The sequence below is a fragment of the Amycolatopsis sp. lyj-112 genome, from assembly GCF_046549055.1.
GTDB lineage: Bacteria > Actinomycetota > Actinomycetes > Mycobacteriales > Pseudonocardiaceae > Amycolatopsis.
On the sequence record NZ_JAJPWS010000016.1, the window covers coordinates 1 to 15,857 of the forward strand.

Below are 15,857 nucleotides of genomic sequence, written 5' to 3' on the forward strand. Positions count from 1 at the left end.
ACCCAAAACCCGACACTCGCGTGATTGAACCCGCAACACCCGTGTCCAGACCCGCAACACGCGTGACCAGACGGACGACACCCGTGATCAGACAGCGAACACCGTGTTCGCCGTGTAATCACGCGAGATACGGCTCTGATCACGCGAGTTCGCTGTCTGATCACGCGAGTTACGGGGTCAGGGCAGGGAGGGTCGTGCCGAGGGGGCCGCGGACGACAGCGGTGGCCAGCGAGTCGTAGGGCGTTTCGGAGCCATTGCAGATCACCACGTCGGCACCGGTGCGCGAAGCGACGCTCACCAGGCCGGCGGCGGGCTGGACACCGAGGGAAGAGCCGGCCACGAGCAGGAGATCGCTCTCTTCGACGGCGACGCGAGCCGCTCGAAGCAGGTCCTGGTCCAGTCTCTGGCCGAAGGAGATGGTGGCGGACTTCAGGATGCCGCCGCACACCAGGCACGGCGGATCCGTCTCGCCCGCCCGGACCCGTTCCAGCGCCGCGCGCATGTCCCGGTGGTCGTCACAGGACAGGCAGACGGACTCGAACATCGTCCCGTGCAGTTCGAGCACCCGTTCCGGGGCCGAACCGGCCTTCTGGTGCAGCCGGTCGATGTTCTGCGTGACGATATGCGTCAGCGTCCCGGACTCCTCCAGGCGCACGAGCGCGCGGTGCCCGGCGTTCGGCTTCGCCTGCCAGCCCGGGTGGACCACCCGCGCCTGCCAGGTCCGCTCACGGACTTCTCGGCTGCCCTGATACGCCTGGAGGTTCGACATCTTCTCCGCGGCCGGATCGCGGGTCCACAGGCCCTGCGGCCCCCGGAAATCGGGGATCCCCGAGTCGGTGGAGATCCCGGCGCCGGTCAGTGCGACGACCCGGCCGGCGCCGGCCACGAGCGAGCGGGCCTTGCTCAGTTCGGCATCGGGGCCGGTGGTGGTCACCGGCCCATCATGCCTCTACTTGACGGCGCTGCCCGCCTGCCAGTCCGCCCACGACTTCGACCAGTCGCCGTAGAGGTCCCAGACCGGAAGTTGCGGACCGCCGGAGTTGGCCACCTCGACGACGTCGCCGAGCCCCATGTTCTGGTAGAACCACTGGGCGTTGGCGGCGTTGAGGTTGATGCAGCCGTGCGACACGTTGGAACTGCCCTGCGCACCGACGCTGTTCGGGTTCTCGTGGACGAATTCGCCGTCGTTGGAGATCCGCAGCGACCACTTTTCGTTGGCCTTGTAATACCCCGGCTGGCCCTGGCAGACGCCGTAGGTGCAGGAGTCCATCACGTAATTCTCGTGTTTGTCCGAAATGACGTGCGCGCCCAGATGTGTCGGCGTGGCGTCTTTGCCCATGGAAATGGGCATCGCTTTCACCATCTGGCCGTTGTGGAAGATCTGCATCTGTTCGGTGTTGCCGTCGGCCTTCGCGACCCAGGAATCGTGCACCTTGTAGGTCTCGGTGCGATCGGTCGCGCCGTAGACGCCATTGCCGAAATCGACGCCGTAGATCATCGCCGACACCTTCAGTGTCGTCCCGGGCTGCCAGTACACCTTGGGGCGGTAATGGACGTTCTTGTCGTCGATCCAGTACCAGGAGCCCTCCTGTTTCGGCGTGGATTCCACCGACAGCTTCTTCTCCACTTCGGCCTTGTTCTTCACCGGCTGGCCGAAACTGAACACGATCGGCTGCCCGACGCCGACGCCGCCCGAGGTGACCGCCGACGGGGCCGGGATGAGGTTCGGGTTCGCCTGCTGCCGCGGGTTCAGCGTGGAGACCCGGGTCTGCTGCTCGACGGGTTTCCCGTCGGAGCCCTGGGCGTGCGCCACGATCTTGTAGGTGCTGCCGTAGCCGAGCGGCTCGGTCGTCTTCCAGCTGAGCCCGTCGCCCGCCAGTTCGCCCTTGACCTGGTTGCCCTTGTCGGCGTTGGAGACGGAGACGTCGGTCAGCTTGCCGTGCTCGGCCTTGACGACGACCGGGGTCGCCGGATTGACGTCCGTCCCGCCCGCCGGAGCAATCGTCACCGAAACCGGGCTTTCGTCCGATTCCGCACTGGTGCCGGTCGAATTCGCATTGCCGCTTCCTGCGTCACCCGAAGACGAGCATGCCGAGATCAGCAGTACCGCAGCGAGTATTCCGGCCATCGAAAGTAATGTCTTCTTGGGAAACATATGAGTCTCTTTTTACGTCGCTCGATCAGCGGAAAGTTCTCTTTTCAAAACTACGCGACGAAGAAGACGTGATCGATCCCGGATGGTTCTTCCGAGTGGCGCTTGTCACGCCACGACGAGACCGGGTCCCCCATAAAGACCAGGACCATCGACGGTTATTTCACCCAAATAGGTCTTCGCGGCCTTGTACGCCTCAGCGGTCAAGGTGGTGGTGTGGCTGAAGTCCAGCGGGCTGACCCGCACCGGCATCGGACCCGGCACGTAGACCACGGGCACCTCGGCCGCCGCGATCGGCGCCTCCAGCACGGCCTGATTTCGCATGCTGATCATCGCGGTGAACATCATCACCTCGGCGAAGGTCTGCGGGGTGCCGGGCATCTTGCCGGGGAACGCGCAGTCGAGGACGACGAGCGATTTCGCGCCCATCGCGAGGGCTTGGCGCATCGGCACGTTGGCCACGAGGCCGCCGTCGTAGAGTATGCGGTCTTCGAACGGCACCGGCGGATAGATCCCCGGGATGGCGCAACTGGCCAGCAGCGGCGCCAGAACGGGCCCTGAGCGGATCAGCAGCGGCTCGGCGGTGTCGACATCCGTCGCGACGACACCCAGCGGCAGCGCGAGATCCTCGAACCGGACGCCGTCGCCGATGTGCTCGTCGATGATCGCGGCGAGCCCGGTGTTGGGGAACAGGTTCGTCTTGCTGTGCCGCAGGGTCCGCACCTGGCTGAGCACTCCGCCGGGGAAGGCCTCGTGCCGCGTCATCCGCGACCAGATCCGGTTCAGCCGGTCGCCCGATTCGTCGCCGAGGGCGAGGACGGCGGCGTTCAGGGAACCCACCGAGGTGCCGATGACGAGATCAGGGGTGACGCCGGCTTCCGACAGGGCCTGGAGCATCCCGACCTGCATGGCGCCGAGGCTGCCTCCACCGCCGAGGACGAAACCGATCGGCTGGGGCAGGTTCAGGGCGCTCATGCCCGGAATCTAGTCCGTCGCGCCGACCTTCGCCGGGAGGGCTTCTTCAGCTGAGACGGCGAGGGCCTTCTTCTTCTTGTAGCGCAGGAGGAAGAACACGGCGACACCGATGAGCACGCCGAGGACGGCCAGGCCGCCGGTGTTGAGGACGCCTTCGACCTTCTTCGCGGCTTCACCGAGGGCGGCGCCGATGCCGATGTGGATGGCCGACCAGCATGCCGCGCCCGCCGCGGCGGCGGGAAGGAACTTGCGGAACGGCAGGCCTGAGGTCCCGGACGCCGCCGGCGTCAAGGTGCGGATGACCGGGAGGAACCGGGCGAAGAACACCGCCCACGCGCCTCGACGTTCGAGCACGCCGGTCGCCTTGTCCCAGGCGTCGAGGCCGTACTTGCGGATCAGCTTGGTCTCACGCAGGCGCGGGCCGAAGCGTTTGCCGATCGCGTAGCCGAGCGAGTCGCCGAGTGTGGCGCAGACCGTCACAACCGCCCACAGAGTCAGGAACCGGGAGACCGACGTCGCCGTCGTGGCTGCGACCAGCAGCCCCGATTCGCCGGGCGCGATGAAGCCGAGCCCGATGGTGCATTCGGCGAACACCAGTCCACCGGTCGCCGCGACCAGTCCCGGTTCCGGGAGTCCTTGCAGCCAATTGAGAAGATCCGTTACCAACGCCACCAGGTCACATTACTGATTCGTGACCTTTCGGGTGACGAGGTTACGGAGAGGGTGACCGGAGTCACCGTGCCAGCAGTGAGCTGGCTTCCTGTGCTGCGGGGCCTTCGGAAACGAGGTGGGCCAGGTTCTCCGACAGCTCTTCGCCTCGGTGAGCCTTCGTCTGCGCGAACAGACGACCCGCGCGGTACGACGACCGGACCAGCGGCCCCGCCATCACACCGGCGAAACCCATCGCCTCAGCAGCGTTCGAGTGCTCCACGAACTCCTCCGGCTTGACCCACCGGTCCACCGGATGATGCCGCGGCGAAGGCCGCAAGTACTGGGTGATCGTCAAGATCTCACAACCCGCGTCGACCAGATCCTTCATCGCCGGAGCCACCTCCTCCGGAGTCTCACCCATACCCAGGATCAGATTCGACTTCGTCACCAAACCGGCCTCACGAGCCCGCGTAATGACCTCCAACGAACGCGCATACCGGAAACCAGGGCGGATCCGCTTGAAGATCCGCGGCACCGTCTCCACATTGTGCGCCAACACCTCAGGACGCGAACCGAACACCTCGGCCAGCTGATCCGGGTCCGCGTTGAAGTCCGGGATCAACAGCTCGACACCGGTACCCGGGTTCAACGCGTGGATCTGACGCACGGTCTCCGCGTACAACCACGCGCCGCCGTCCTCCAGGTCGTCGCGCGCGACACCGGTCACCGTGGAATAGCGCAGCCCCATGGCCTGCACCGACTCCGCCACCTTCCGCGGCTCGGTCGTGTCCAGCGCCGCCGGCTTGCCCGTGTCGATCTGGCAGAAGTCACACCGACGCGTGCACTGATCCCCACCGATCAGGAACGTCGCCTCACGGTCCTCCCAGCATTCGTAGATGTTGGGGCACCCGGCTTCTTCGCAGACTGTGTGGAGGCCTTCACGTTTGACCAGACCCTTGAGCTCAGTGAACTCCGGACCCATCCGCGCCCGCGTCTTGATCCACGGAGGCTTCTTCTCGATCGGAGTCTGGGCATTCCGGACCTCGAGCCGCAACAACTTGCGGCCATCTGGGGCAGCACTCACTCCGTCACCCTACGCCCGCCGCGGTAGTGGTCGCCGGTCACGCGGGGTCGGGGGTGACGCCCGTCAACTTGGTGGTCACGTCCCACAACGCGGCGCCCAGCGATTCGCTCTTCGCGGCCGGAAGAGGCCTCACTTTGACCGGGTGGCCACGGAGACCACCGAGGCCGTGCGGGCCGATGTAGTCACCGCCTTCGACCGCCGCGGACGTCGCCGCGAACAACTGCGGGAGCGTGCCCTGCCGGGCGTTCTGTGCGATGACGACCTCGCCGATCCGGTTGCCGGCGCCGACGAGCGCGCGTACCACCGGATTGCGGTAGGAGCGGGCCATCCCCGAACCGAGACCGGTCCAGGTGTAGCCGGGATGCGCGGCCACGCTGATGATGTCCTCACCCGCGGCCCGAAGCTTGCGGTCGAGTTCGAGCGCGAAGACCTGATTGGCCAGCTTGGACTGGCCGTAGGCCGCGGCCGGGTTGTACGCCCGGCGCTCGAAGTTCGGGTCCGCGACGTCGATGCGCGCGCCTGTCGCGGCGACGCTCGACAACGTCACGACACGGGCTCCCGAGCCGTTGCGCAGCGACGGCACCAGCAGCCAGGTCAGCACGGCGTGCCCGAGGTGGTTCGTGCCGAACTGGGTCTCGAAGCCGTCTTTCGTGTGGCCGCGTGGCGTCGCCATCACGCCGGCGTTGTTGACCAAAAGGTCGAGCTTGGTCTCCGCCAGCTCTTCGACCTTCTTGGCGGCCTCGCGCACCGAATCGAGGTCGGCGAGATCCAGCCGGACGAGTTCGGGGGCTTCCCCGGTCGCGGCGGCGCGCACCTGCTCGAGTGCCTTCGCCCCACGTTCTGGTGATCGGCAGCCGAGCAGGACGCGCGCACCCTTGCTCGCGAGCACTTCGGCGGTCCGCAGCCCGAGACCCGAGTTCGCCCCCGTGACGAACGCGGTGCGGCCGGTCTGATCCGGGATGTCGGCCTCGGTCCAGCGCGTGTGAGCAGCCATGTCGGTCACCTAACTACATCGGAGGTAGGGCCGCCAGGGGAGTATCACGCGCTGGGCGCGAGCAAACGGAGCAGGTGGCCCATCGGGTTGCGGCGGCGGGCGGGCTTGGCCTGACGACCGTGCCGGAGCAGGGTGCCGAACGTGGCGCCGACCTTGGTGATCTCCGCGGTCGGCTCGTCGCCGTCGGCCAGCCCGGCCGTGAGCGCGAGAGTGCGCAGACCGGCTTCGTGCGACGGGACGAGCGCGGGGCACCGCTCGAGGGCGGCGTCGAGCACTTCGCGAAGGTTCTCGTGCTCGGCGATGGTGCGGTTCCATGCGCGAGTGACGGCTTCGACCCTGTCGAACGCGACGTCTTCGTCGGCGTAGTCCGGGTCGGTCATCTCGGCGCGAAGATGGCCGCCGAGCACCTGGGTCCACTTGTACTGAAGCGCGGCCAGAAGCTCTTCTTCGGTCGCGAAGTACTTGGTGGCACCGGGGATTTCAGCGAGAGAAAGTGCGCGGGACGGGTGGTGACCCGCCTGTCGCAATGCGGCTTCGAGGATGTCGCGCCGCTGGTAGAAGTCGTTCCAGCTCATGATATGGGCTCCCCTCCGTGACCCGGTTCATACCGCAGGTTTGCGGCATACTCCCGGTACGGACCTGACAGGAGCCAACATACCATGAGTATGGTGCCGGGCTGTCGGCGTAAAGTTGTGAAGGTGGCGACAATGAGGTCAAGGCGGCTGGACTATTCCGAGTCCACCCGGTCGGCACTCGTAGAGAGTGCTGTCGAGCTGTTCACCAAACGCGGTTACGCGGGCACTTCTCTCGATGAGATCGCCAAGCGGGCCAGGGTGACGAAGGGCGCGCTCTACCACCATTTCAGTGGGAAGCAGGCGCTGTTCGAGGCTGCCTTCGACACCGTGGAGAGCCAGGTGTTCGACAGGCTCGAGAAGATCATGAACGGCCCGGACTCGCCCTGGGACCGGGCGCTCGCCGGGCTGCGCGGATTCCTGCAGAGCTGCCTCGACCCGGCCTATCAGCGCATCGCGATCCATGAGGCGCCGGTGGTGATGGGCTGGGAGCGCTGGCGCGAGGCGGAGGACAGGTGCAGTTTCGGCCTGGTCCGCAGCGGGATCCAGGCGCTCATCGAGGTCGGCGAGGTCGACGACGTCCCGGTGGACGTCACCGCCCGGCTGCTGTTCGGCGCGCTGTCGAGCGCGGCCATCGAGATCGCGAGTTCGCCCGAACCGAAGAAGGTCAGCGTCCAGGTCGAAGAGGTCCTGGTGCGGCTGCTCGTCGGATTCCGTCGGATTCCGCCTGCTGAACACGGGAAAGCGAGCTGACGACTCCGTCTATAGGGTGGCGTCGTGGACCTCAGGATCTTTACCGAGCCCCAGCAGGGGGCCAGCTACGACGACCTGCTCCGGGTGGCAAAGGCCACCGAGGACGCGGGCTACGACGCCTTCTTTCGCAGTGACCACTACCTGAAGATGGGTTCGGCCACCGGCCTGCCCGGACCGACCGACGCGTGGATCACCCTCGCCGGCCTCGCCCGCGAGACGCGCCGCGTGCGGCTGGGCACCCTCGTCACCGCCGCCACCTTCCGGCATCCGTCGGTGCTGGCGATCTCGGTCGCCCAGGTCGACCAGATGTCCGGCGGCCGCGTCGAACTCGGCCTCGGTTCGGGCTGGTACGACGACGAGCACACCGCGTACGGCCTCGACCTGCCGCCGATCAAGGAGCGCTTCGACCGCTACGCCGAGCAGCTCGCGGTGGTCACCGGCCTGTGGGAGACGCCGGAAGGCGAGACGTTCTCCTTCGACGGCGAGCACTACCAGCTCGTCGACTCGCCCGGCCTGCCCAAGCCCGCCCAGCGGCCCCGGCCGCCGGTGATCATCGGCGGTGGCGGCAAGAAGCGCACCCCCGCACTCGCCGCGCGGTACGCCGACGAGTTCAACCTGCCGTTCGTGAGCCCGGAATTCGCCGTCGAGCAGTTCGGCCGGGTCGACGACGCCGCCCGCGAGATCGGCCGCGACCCCCAGGAGATCCTCCGCTCGGTCGCGCTCGTGGTCGCCGTGGGCCGCGACGACGCCGAGATCGCGAAGCGTGCCGGAGTCATCGGCCGCGAGGTGTCGGAGCTTCGGGAGAACGGCCTGGCGGGAACGCCCGCCGAGGTCGTCGAGAAGATCGGGCAGTGGCGGGAGAAGACCGGGATCACCCGGCTCTACCTGCAGCTGCTGGACCTCTCGGATCTGGACCAGGTCGACCTGATCGCTTCCGAGGTCGCACCTCAGCTGGACTGACGCGAAATGCCGTGAAGGCCTCCTTCCCTACTTTCAGGGCAGGGAAGGAGGCCTTCACGGACTTCTACGTGTACTTCACGGTGACGCTGGCGATGGAGCCGCCGGGGCTGAACGTGATCGACGAAGGCCTGCCGTTGGTGGCCGGATAGCCCTCTTCCTCGTGGCAGTTCGGACGGCAGTACTGGACGACGACCTTGTACGACCCGGTCGGGCAGGTCCCGCTCGCCCAAGTGGAACCGTCCGTATTGGTCCAGCAGCCCGGCGGCGGGGCCGCCGACGCGGTGCCGGGCAGGGCCATCAGCCCGCCCGCGGCCGCCACGACCGCCAGTACGCGCGCGAATTTGCGCATGATTTCCTCCCAGTGGGACCGCGGTGTTTCCGTGGCCCTGCTGGAAGACTCGCACAGAAGCTAGTTCTGCAAAGCGAAAGTGACACCGGGGGCGGCAGGTGCCTCGGGGCGCGGAAGCCAGCGCTCCTCGTTCACCCGCAGGTCGCCTTCCATCGCCGCGAGCACGGCCTCGCGCGCCATCGGCAGCACCGACGCCACCGTGACCTCGCGGTCGAGTTCGGCGGAAAGCGACGTCACGCCCGCGTCCCGGATACCGCACGGGACGATCTTGTCGAAGGCGCTCAGGTCGGGATCGCAGTTGAGCTCGAAGCCGTGCATGGTCACGCCGCGCTGCACGCGGATGCCGATCGCGGCGATCTTCCGCTCGACACCGCGGTCGTCGGCCGGGATCCAGACGCCGCTGCGGCCCTCGACCCGGCCGGTGTGCACGCCGAGCTGGTCGCAAACGGTGATCAAGGCCTCTTCGAGCCGACGGACGTAGTGCACGACGTCGATCGGGTCGGCGAGCTTGATGATCGGGTAGCCGACCAGCTGGCCGGGACCGTGCCAGGTGATCTTCCCGCCGCGGTCGACGTCGATCACCGTGGTGCCGTCGGTCGGCCGGTCCTCGGCTTCGGTGCGCTTGCCCGCGGTGTAGACCGACGGGTGCTCCAGCAGCAGCAGGGTGTCGGGGCCTTCACCGTCGGCCCGGGCGGTGACGTGGCGGCGCTGGAGTTCCCAGGCCTCGGTGTAGTCGATCGTCCCGATCTCACGGACGTCGACGGGCTCGGTGGAGGCACGGCATGACGTGGTCGAAGAGCTCACGTCAGCGACACTACGCCGGGTCTCTCGGCCGGGGCAGCAGGCCCAGCCCGGCCGCCGCGATCAGGCCGGTCCCGCCGACGGCGAGCACCGATCCGGCGGTGTCGGTGAGCCAGTGCACGCCCAGTACGACGCGGCAGAGCGCGCCCACCACGGTCGCCGCGACGGCGATCGTGATCGCCAGGCGCACCAGGTGCGGGCGGGTCCACGCGCAGAGCAGGACCGCGACGAAACCGGTGCAGGCGACGGCGACGACGTGTCCGCTCGGATAGCTCAGGTCGGGGAATTCGCGAGGTCGTTCCCGGTAGAACAGCGGCTTGGCGATCAGGCTGGTCAGCCGGCACAGCAGCAGGACGACGGCGAGTTTGACGCATAACGCGGTCAGGTCCCGGTGGCGCCAGGCGATCACCGCCAGCACGGCGGCCAGCGCGAACGGCAGCACCGGGCCGAGGACGTTCGTGATCAGGTCGGCCACCTGCCCGGCGGGCCGCGTGTACTGCCCGTGCAGCGCGTCGGCGAGGGCGACGTCCACCGGCGGAGGCTGATCGTCGACCAGCAGGCCGAGCACGACGAAGCCGATCAGCAGCAGGGTGCCCGCGAGGAGGTGGAGGCCGCGCCGCACGGTCATGTCGCGGCGGCCAGCGCGCCCTCGAGGGTCGGGTGACGGAACTCGTAGCCCGCCTCCTCCAGCGCGCGAGGCAGTGCCCGCTGCCCGAACAGCGCCATCTCCTCGGCGGCCTGTCCCAGTGCGAGTTTCATCGCGAAACCGGGGACCTGCCACAGCGTCGGGCGGTGCACGGCTCGGCCCAGCGCCTTCGTGAACGCGGCGTTCGTGGCGGGCTGCGGCCCGGAGAGGTTCACCGGGCCGGACAGGGATTCGTTCTCCAGCGCGAAAACGATCGCGCCGACCTCGTCGTCGAGCGAGATCCACGGCATGTACTGCTTGCCGTCGCCGAGTTTCCCGCCGAGCCCGACGCGGAACAACGGCCGCAGGACGTCGAGGAGACCACCCTTGCGGGCGAGGACCAGCCCGGTGCGGATACGCACGACGCGGGCACCCGCGGTGGCCGCTGTTTCGGTGGCGCCCTCCCAGGCGGTGCAGAGTTCGGCGAGGAAACCGCGGCCCGCCGGGCTCGATTCCTCCACAGTGGACGGACCGGGATCGCCGTAGTAGCCGACCGCGGAGGCGTTCACCAGCACCGGGATCCCGTGTTCGGCGACCGCTTCGGCCAGCACCTCGGTCGGTTCGACCCGGCTGTCGAGCAGCACCTGCTTGCGGGCGGCGCTCCAGCGTCCGGGGAGCAAGGGAGCGCCCGCCAGGTTCACCACGGCGTCGACGCCGTCGAGCGCGCCGTCGGCGATCTCCCCGGCCGGGGGATCCCAGCGTCTTTCGTCTTCGGCCTTCTCCGCCCTGCGCACGAGCCGGACCACTTCGTGCCCGGACTCGCGAAGCCGCGTCGTCAGGGAGGTGCCGATCAACCCGCTCGCGCCCGCGATCAGAACTCGCATGATCCGATCGTGTCCTATTCGCGAACCGGTCGCACGCTCAGGTCTTCAGTTGCCCGGCGACGTCCGACGCGGCGGTGAGCAGCACCAGCACCGGGATCGTCGCGGCGGGGCGAAGACGGTAACTGCCCCGCTTGTCCTGCTCGACGATCCCGGCGCCGGTCAGCGCCTTGAGGTGGTGATAGAGCTGGCCGGGGGAGCCGAGTTCGGCGGCTTCCTGCAGGGCAGGGGCGGATTGCGCGCCCTTCTCGGCCAGCGTCCGCACGAGCGCCACCCGCGCGGTGCTGGACAAGGCCGCGAGCACTTCCACCCGCGGCCCGTCGCCCATCGCCAGCACCGCCCCCGGTGTGACGTTGATCGTCCAGCTCAGCTCGACGGGATCGGTCAGCTCGCCGTGGTAGCCGACGAGACCGCCGGGGCTCGCCGGGAGTTCGGCCTGGCTCTGTCCTTCGAGGGCGGCGACCCGCTCTTCGAGGGAGGCGATCCGATCGGCGAGCTCAGCGTTCATACCGGTTATCTATACCTTCGCTTCAGCCGAGTGCCCGCCGCAGGGCGGCGAAGCGCGCCGGGTCGGACAGCGACGACAGCACGGCGGAGATGAGCGGCAAGGAGTTCTGCATGTCCTGGGCGCTCACACCGGTGAGGAGGACGGCCGCCGTGCCGGCGCGGCCGCCGGGCCACCGCACGGAGAGCCCGAGGGTCAAAGAATAAGGAAGGCTTCCGCCCTTGAAGAGCACTTCGCTCGCTCCGGGCGGTACGCGGTCCGAAAGCGGCTGCGCGAGGATCTCGCGGGCCAGCGCACCACCCGGCCGGTACCGGTCCTTCGCCAGGCTGTGGTGCAGAGAGAACAGGTCCGACGCGGAACCCTGGCCGTGGCCCTTGGTCCACGGCCATTGCTCTTCGGGGGTCGCGGGCATGCTCGGAAAGCGTTTGAACGCTTCGGCGCGGAACGCGGGATCGGCCACGAACCGGCGCGCCACCGCGTCGCCCCTCGCCCGGCGGACCGCGACCGGGCTGCCGGGCCGAGGCGCGTACTCGGGCATCATCAGCATCAGGACCTCGCCGCCGAGCGAACGGGTGTCCGGCCTCGTCCAGCCGCCCCGCGCCGCCGCGCGCCGGAGGGCGGGATCGCCGAGCCGGGTGCGGAGGTAGTCCGTCGCGGCGTTGTCGCTGAAGAAGATCATCGCTTCGGGGATCCGCGCCAGCGGGACACGCTGCTCGGGGTCCTTGGCGATCCCGTAGTCGTCGCAGGGGACCCCCAGCCAGTTGAGCGCCTGGAAGTGCGCGCGCCCGTCGGAGACGAACGGGTGGTGGGCGTCCCAATCGCCGACCCGGATCTGTTCCTTCGGGTCGACACTGCCCTCGGCGACCGCCGTGGCATACGCGCTGAGGTGCACGACCTTGACCGACGACGCCAGGACGCGTCGGACCTCGGTGTTGAGAGCGGCACGTCGGCCCGCTCCGTCGTCGATCAGGACGGAGACATCGCGGCGGTGCGCGGCGATCCAGTCGAGCCAGCCCTGTTCGGTCGTCGTATCCGGTGTGCCGGGTCCGGCCGCGTTCGCGATTCCCGGCAACAGCAACGCCGCCGACCCGGCCGCGGCCCCCGCCAGCAGATGACGCCTCGTCAACATCGTGACAGCCTCCCTCTAGTATTCCGTAATTCCGGAATACTAGAGTTCCGGTCAGGCTCGCGCAAGTAGTCCTCTAGTTGCGGTGGTTGCCTGCGCAAGTACCGCGACTAGAGGACGAAACGCGGGAATGGAGAAGGCCCCCGCCCCGCCGAAGCGGAACGAGGGCCTTCAGGGACTACAGGAGGATCAGAGACCGAGCTCGTCCTCGAAGTTGCCCTCTTCCAGACGCTGCTTGATCGTCGTGACGAAGCGGCCCGCGTCGGCCCCGTCCACCAGGCGGTGGTCGTAGGTCAGCGGCAGGAACGCCATCGACCGGACGGCGATCGTGTCGTTGCCGTCGGCGTCCACGATCACGACCGGGCGCTTCACGACCGCGCCGGTACCGAGCATGCCGGACTGCGGCTGCACGATGATCGGCGTGTCGAACAGGGCACCGTTGGAGCCGATGTTCGTGATCGTGAAGGTGCCGCCCGAAAGCTCGTCCGGCTTGATCTGACCCGCACGCGCGCGGCCCGCCAGGTCGGCGATGCGGTGCGCGAGACCGGCGAGGCTGAGCTCACCCGCGTCGTGGATGACCACCGACAGCAGACCCTTTTCGGTGTCCACCGCGATACCCAGGTGCACCGCACCGTGGTAGGTGATCTCCTTCGAGTCCTCGTTGTAGGACGCGTTGACGTTCGGGTGCTGCTTGAGCGCCTCGACGGTGGCCTTCGCGAAGAACGGCAGGAACGTCAGGTTGACGCCCTCGCGCTCCTTGAAGGCCGCCTTCGCCCGCTGACGCAGCTTGGCGATCTTCGTGACGTCCACCTCGTGGACCTGCGTGAGCTGCGCGGAAAGCTGCAGCGACTCGCGGGTCTTCACGGCGGTGATCTGCCGGATCCGGCTCGCCTTCTGCACGGTGCCGCGCAGTGCCGCGAGTTCCGGCGAAGCCGCGGCCTTGCGCGGAGCCGACGGTGCGGCGGCGGCCGGGGCGGCCGCCGCGGGCTGGGCGGCGGGAGCCGGGGCGGCCTTCTGCTTGGCCTCCGCGGCCGCGAGCACGTCCTGCTTGCGGATCCGGCCACCGACACCGCTGCCGGTCAGCGACGACAGGTCGATGCCGTGCTCCGAAGCGAGCTTGCGGACCAGCGGCGTCACGTAGGGCGAGCTGTCCGAGCCGTTGTCGCTGCTCGCGGCCGGAGCCTGCTTCGGGGCCTCAGCGGCCTTCGGCTGTTCGGCGGGCTTCGGCGCGGGAGCGGCTTCGGCCTTGGGCTCGGGCTTCGGTTCCGGCTTCGGCTCGGGCTTGGGTTCGGGCTTCTTCTCCTCGGCCTTGGGGGCCGGGGCGGACCCGGCCGCGCCGATCACCGCGAGGACACCGCCGACCTCGACGGTCTCGTCCTCGCCCGCGCGGATCTCCAGCACGGTGCCGGCGACCGGGGACGGGACCTCGGTGTCGACCTTGTCCGTGGAGATCTCGAGCAGCGGCTCGTCGACCTCGATGCTGTCGCCGACCTGCTTGAGCCACCGGGTGACGGTGCCCTCGGTGACGCTCTCGCCCAGTTCGGGCAGCTTCACCTCGGTGCCTTCGCCACCGGAGGCCGGCGCGGTGTCCGGCTGGGAAGGCGCGGAGGCCTGCTCCTGCGCGGGCTCCGGCTCGGGTTCGGGTTCCGGCTCGGCCTCGGCGGCCGGTTCGGAGGACTCAGCGGAACCGGAGGACTCCGGCACCCCGCCGGTCCCGTCGTCGATCACGGCGAGCTCGCCGCCGACCTCGACGGTCTCGTCCTCCTGCGCACTGATCTTCACGACCTTGCCGGCGACCGGGGACGGGACCTCGGTGTCGACCTTGTCCGTGGAGATCTCGAGCAACGGCTCGTCGACCTCGACGGTGTCGCCCTCCTGCTTCAACCACCGGGTGACGGTGCCCTCGGTGACGCTCTCACCGAGCTCCGGCAACGTGACGGAGTAGGCCATCGTTCGCTGACTCCCTTGATATGTCTTGCTTGGCTGTTACTTCGACGGTGAGACGTCAGCTGTGGACGTGCAGCGGCTTGCCCGCCAGGGCGAGGAACGCTTCACCGAGGGCCTCGGTCTGGGTGGGGTGTGCGTGGATGAGCGGGGCGACGTCCTCGGGGAAAGCCTCCCAGCTGTAGATCAACTGCGCTTCGCCGATCAGTTCGCCGACGCGGTCGCCCACCATGTGCACGCCCACGACCGGCCCTTCCGGAGCCTTGATCAGCTTGACTCCACCGGAGGTCTTGAGGATCTGGCTCTTGCCGTTGCCGCCGAGGTCGTAAGTGAAGGTGGTGACGTCGGAGCCGTACTTCTCCTTCGCCTGCGACTCGGTGAGACCGACCGACGCGACCTCGGGGTGCGAGTAGGTGACCCGCGGGATGCCGCTCTCGTCGATCACGCGCGGCTCCTGGCCGGCGATCTCTTCGGCGACGAAAATGCCCTGCTGGAACCCGCGGTGCGCGAGCTGCAGGCCGGGGACGATGTCGCCGACGGCGAAGACGTTCGGCAGGTTGGTGCGCAGGCGGTCGTCGGTGAGGACGAAACCGCGCTCCATCTTGACCCCGGCCTCCTCGTAACCGTGCCCGGCCGAGTTCGGGCCGCGGCCCACGGCGACCAGCAGCAGATCGGCCTCGAGGGTCTCGCCGGACTCCAGCGACACGCTCACGCCGTTGTCGTCCTGCTTGGCGCCGGTGAACCGGACGCCGGTCTTGAAGGCGATCTTGCGACGGCGGAACGCGCGCTCGAGCTGCTTGGACGCGTACTCGTCCTCGTTCGGGACCAGCCGGGGCAGCGCCTCGACGATGGTGACGTCGACGCCGAAGGAAGCCCACACGGACGCGAACTCGACACCGATGACGCCACCGCCGAGGACGACGACCTTCTTCGGGATGTAGTCGAGCGACAGCGCCTGCTCACTGGCGATGATGCGGCCGCCCAGCTCCAGGCCCGGCAGCGTCTTCGAGTACGAGCCGGTGGCGAGGATGACGTTCTTGCCGGTGTGCCGGGTGCCGTCGACCTCGACGGTCGTGCCGCCGACGAACGTCCCGGTGCCCTCGACGAGGTTCACCTTGTGCGCTTTGGCCAGGCCCTGGAGGCCCTTGTACAGGCGGGCGACGATCCCGTCCTTGTACTTGTTGACCCCGGCGATGTCGATGCCTTCCAGCACGGCCTTGACGCCGAAGCTCTCGGCGTCGCGGGTCTCGTCGGCGACCTCCGCCGCGTGCAAGAGGGCCTTGGTCGGGATGCAGCCTCGGTGGAGGCACGTCCCGCCAAGCTTGTCCTTCTCGATCAGGGTGACGGAAAGGCCCAGTTCGGCCGCGCGGAACGCGGCGGCGTAGCCGCCCGATCCGCCACCCAGGATCACAAGGTCGGCGGAGGTGTCGGTCACTTCAATAGCTCCTCGGCAAGCGGTAGGGGTGATGCTCTTGCGCCGTTTCG

The 15,857-nt window shown here is 68.4% G+C and carries 17 protein-coding genes; 2 read left to right on the plus strand and 15 right to left on the minus strand.

The genetic code is table 11. The features are described from left to right. Positions 1 to 169: 169 nt before the first annotated feature. From ACLJRL_RS34880 to ACLJRL_RS34910, 7 genes are all read right to left on the minus strand, one after another. On the minus strand, positions 170 to 934 hold the full coding sequence (locus ACLJRL_RS34880) for an SIR2 family NAD-dependent protein deacylase (RefSeq protein WP_410660628.1): 765 nt from the start codon (positions 932 to 934) through the stop codon (positions 170 to 172). 15 nt (positions 935 to 949) lie between these two features. Then, positions 950 to 2,155: a L,D-transpeptidase gene (locus ACLJRL_RS34885; RefSeq protein ID WP_410660629.1), complete on the minus strand. Its 1,206-nt coding sequence runs from the start codon at positions 2,153 to 2,155 to the stop codon at positions 950 to 952. A gap of 105 nt (positions 2,156 to 2,260) precedes the next feature. Then, complete coding sequence (locus tag ACLJRL_RS34890) at positions 2,261 to 3,127, minus strand: patatin-like phospholipase family protein (protein WP_410660630.1); 867 nt, start codon at positions 3,125 to 3,127, stop codon at positions 2,261 to 2,263. Positions 3,128 to 3,136: 9 nt separating this feature from the next. Then, positions 3,137 to 3,799, minus strand: a complete 663-nt coding sequence (locus ACLJRL_RS34895) for a DedA family protein (protein ID WP_410660631.1) — start codon at positions 3,797 to 3,799, stop codon at positions 3,137 to 3,139. Between the two features lie 61 nt (positions 3,800 to 3,860). Next, the gene (gene lipA, locus ACLJRL_RS34900; protein ID WP_410660632.1) at positions 3,861 to 4,862 is read right to left on the minus strand and encodes a lipoyl synthase; all 1,002 of its coding nucleotides are present in this window, start codon (positions 4,860 to 4,862) and stop codon (positions 3,861 to 3,863) included. Positions 4,863 to 4,899: 37 nt separating this feature from the next. Next, positions 4,900 to 5,856, minus strand: coding sequence for an oxidoreductase (locus tag ACLJRL_RS34905; protein WP_410660633.1), 957 nt, complete (start codon positions 5,854 to 5,856; stop codon positions 4,900 to 4,902). A 44-nt stretch (positions 5,857 to 5,900) separates the two neighbouring features. Then, positions 5,901 to 6,431, minus strand: coding sequence for a hypothetical protein (locus ACLJRL_RS34910; protein WP_410660634.1), 531 nt, complete (start codon positions 6,429 to 6,431; stop codon positions 5,901 to 5,903). Between the two features lie 132 nt (positions 6,432 to 6,563). Here ACLJRL_RS34910 and ACLJRL_RS34915 point away from each other — a divergent pair, with 132 nt between their 5' ends. Beyond that, a complete protein-coding gene (locus ACLJRL_RS34915) occupies positions 6,564 to 7,181 on the plus strand; it encodes a TetR/AcrR family transcriptional regulator (protein WP_410660635.1) in 618 nt (205 codons plus the stop codon). 24 nt (positions 7,182 to 7,205) lie between these two features. After that, complete coding sequence (locus ACLJRL_RS34920; protein WP_410660636.1) at positions 7,206 to 8,141, plus strand: LLM class F420-dependent oxidoreductase; 936 nt, start codon at positions 7,206 to 7,208, stop codon at positions 8,139 to 8,141. Between the two features lie 64 nt (positions 8,142 to 8,205). Here ACLJRL_RS34920 and ACLJRL_RS34925 read toward each other — a convergent pair whose 3' ends face one another. The 8 genes from ACLJRL_RS34925 to lpdA form a co-directional block, all read right to left on the minus strand. Further along, positions 8,206 to 8,490 carry a hypothetical protein gene (locus ACLJRL_RS34925; protein ID WP_410660637.1) on the minus strand — a complete coding sequence of 95 codons (285 nt, stop codon included), beginning with the start codon at positions 8,488 to 8,490 and terminating at the stop codon, positions 8,206 to 8,208. 60 nt (positions 8,491 to 8,550) lie between these two features. Continuing rightward, positions 8,551 to 9,294, minus strand: coding sequence for a lipoyl(octanoyl) transferase LipB (gene lipB, locus ACLJRL_RS34930; protein WP_410660638.1), 744 nt, complete (start codon positions 9,292 to 9,294; stop codon positions 8,551 to 8,553). A gap of 10 nt (positions 9,295 to 9,304) precedes the next feature. After that, a complete protein-coding gene (locus ACLJRL_RS34935; RefSeq protein WP_410660639.1) occupies positions 9,305 to 9,919 on the minus strand; it encodes a phosphatase PAP2 family protein in 615 nt (204 codons plus the stop codon). Further along, the gene (locus ACLJRL_RS34940) at positions 9,916 to 10,800 is read right to left on the minus strand and encodes a TIGR01777 family oxidoreductase (protein WP_410660640.1); all 885 of its coding nucleotides are present in this window, start codon (positions 10,798 to 10,800) and stop codon (positions 9,916 to 9,918) included. Before ACLJRL_RS34940 ends, ACLJRL_RS34935 begins: the two co-directional genes overlap by 4 nt. Before the next feature lie 37 nt (positions 10,801 to 10,837). Then, on the minus strand, positions 10,838 to 11,305 hold the full coding sequence (locus ACLJRL_RS34945; protein ID WP_410660641.1) for an ArsR/SmtB family transcription factor: 468 nt from the start codon (positions 11,303 to 11,305) through the stop codon (positions 10,838 to 10,840). Positions 11,306 to 11,327: 22 nt separating this feature from the next. Beyond that, the gene (locus ACLJRL_RS34950; protein ID WP_410660642.1) at positions 11,328 to 12,431 is read right to left on the minus strand and encodes a serine hydrolase; all 1,104 of its coding nucleotides are present in this window, start codon (positions 12,429 to 12,431) and stop codon (positions 11,328 to 11,330) included. A 186-nt stretch (positions 12,432 to 12,617) separates the two neighbouring features. Beyond that, complete coding sequence (gene sucB, locus ACLJRL_RS34955; protein WP_410660643.1) at positions 12,618 to 14,378, minus strand: 2-oxoglutarate dehydrogenase, E2 component, dihydrolipoamide succinyltransferase; 1,761 nt, start codon at positions 14,376 to 14,378, stop codon at positions 12,618 to 12,620. Between the two features lie 55 nt (positions 14,379 to 14,433). Continuing rightward, on the minus strand, positions 14,434 to 15,807 hold the full coding sequence (lpdA, locus tag ACLJRL_RS34960) for a dihydrolipoyl dehydrogenase (RefSeq protein ID WP_410660644.1): 1,374 nt from the start codon (positions 15,805 to 15,807) through the stop codon (positions 14,434 to 14,436). Between the last annotated feature and the right edge of the window lie 50 nt (positions 15,808 to 15,857).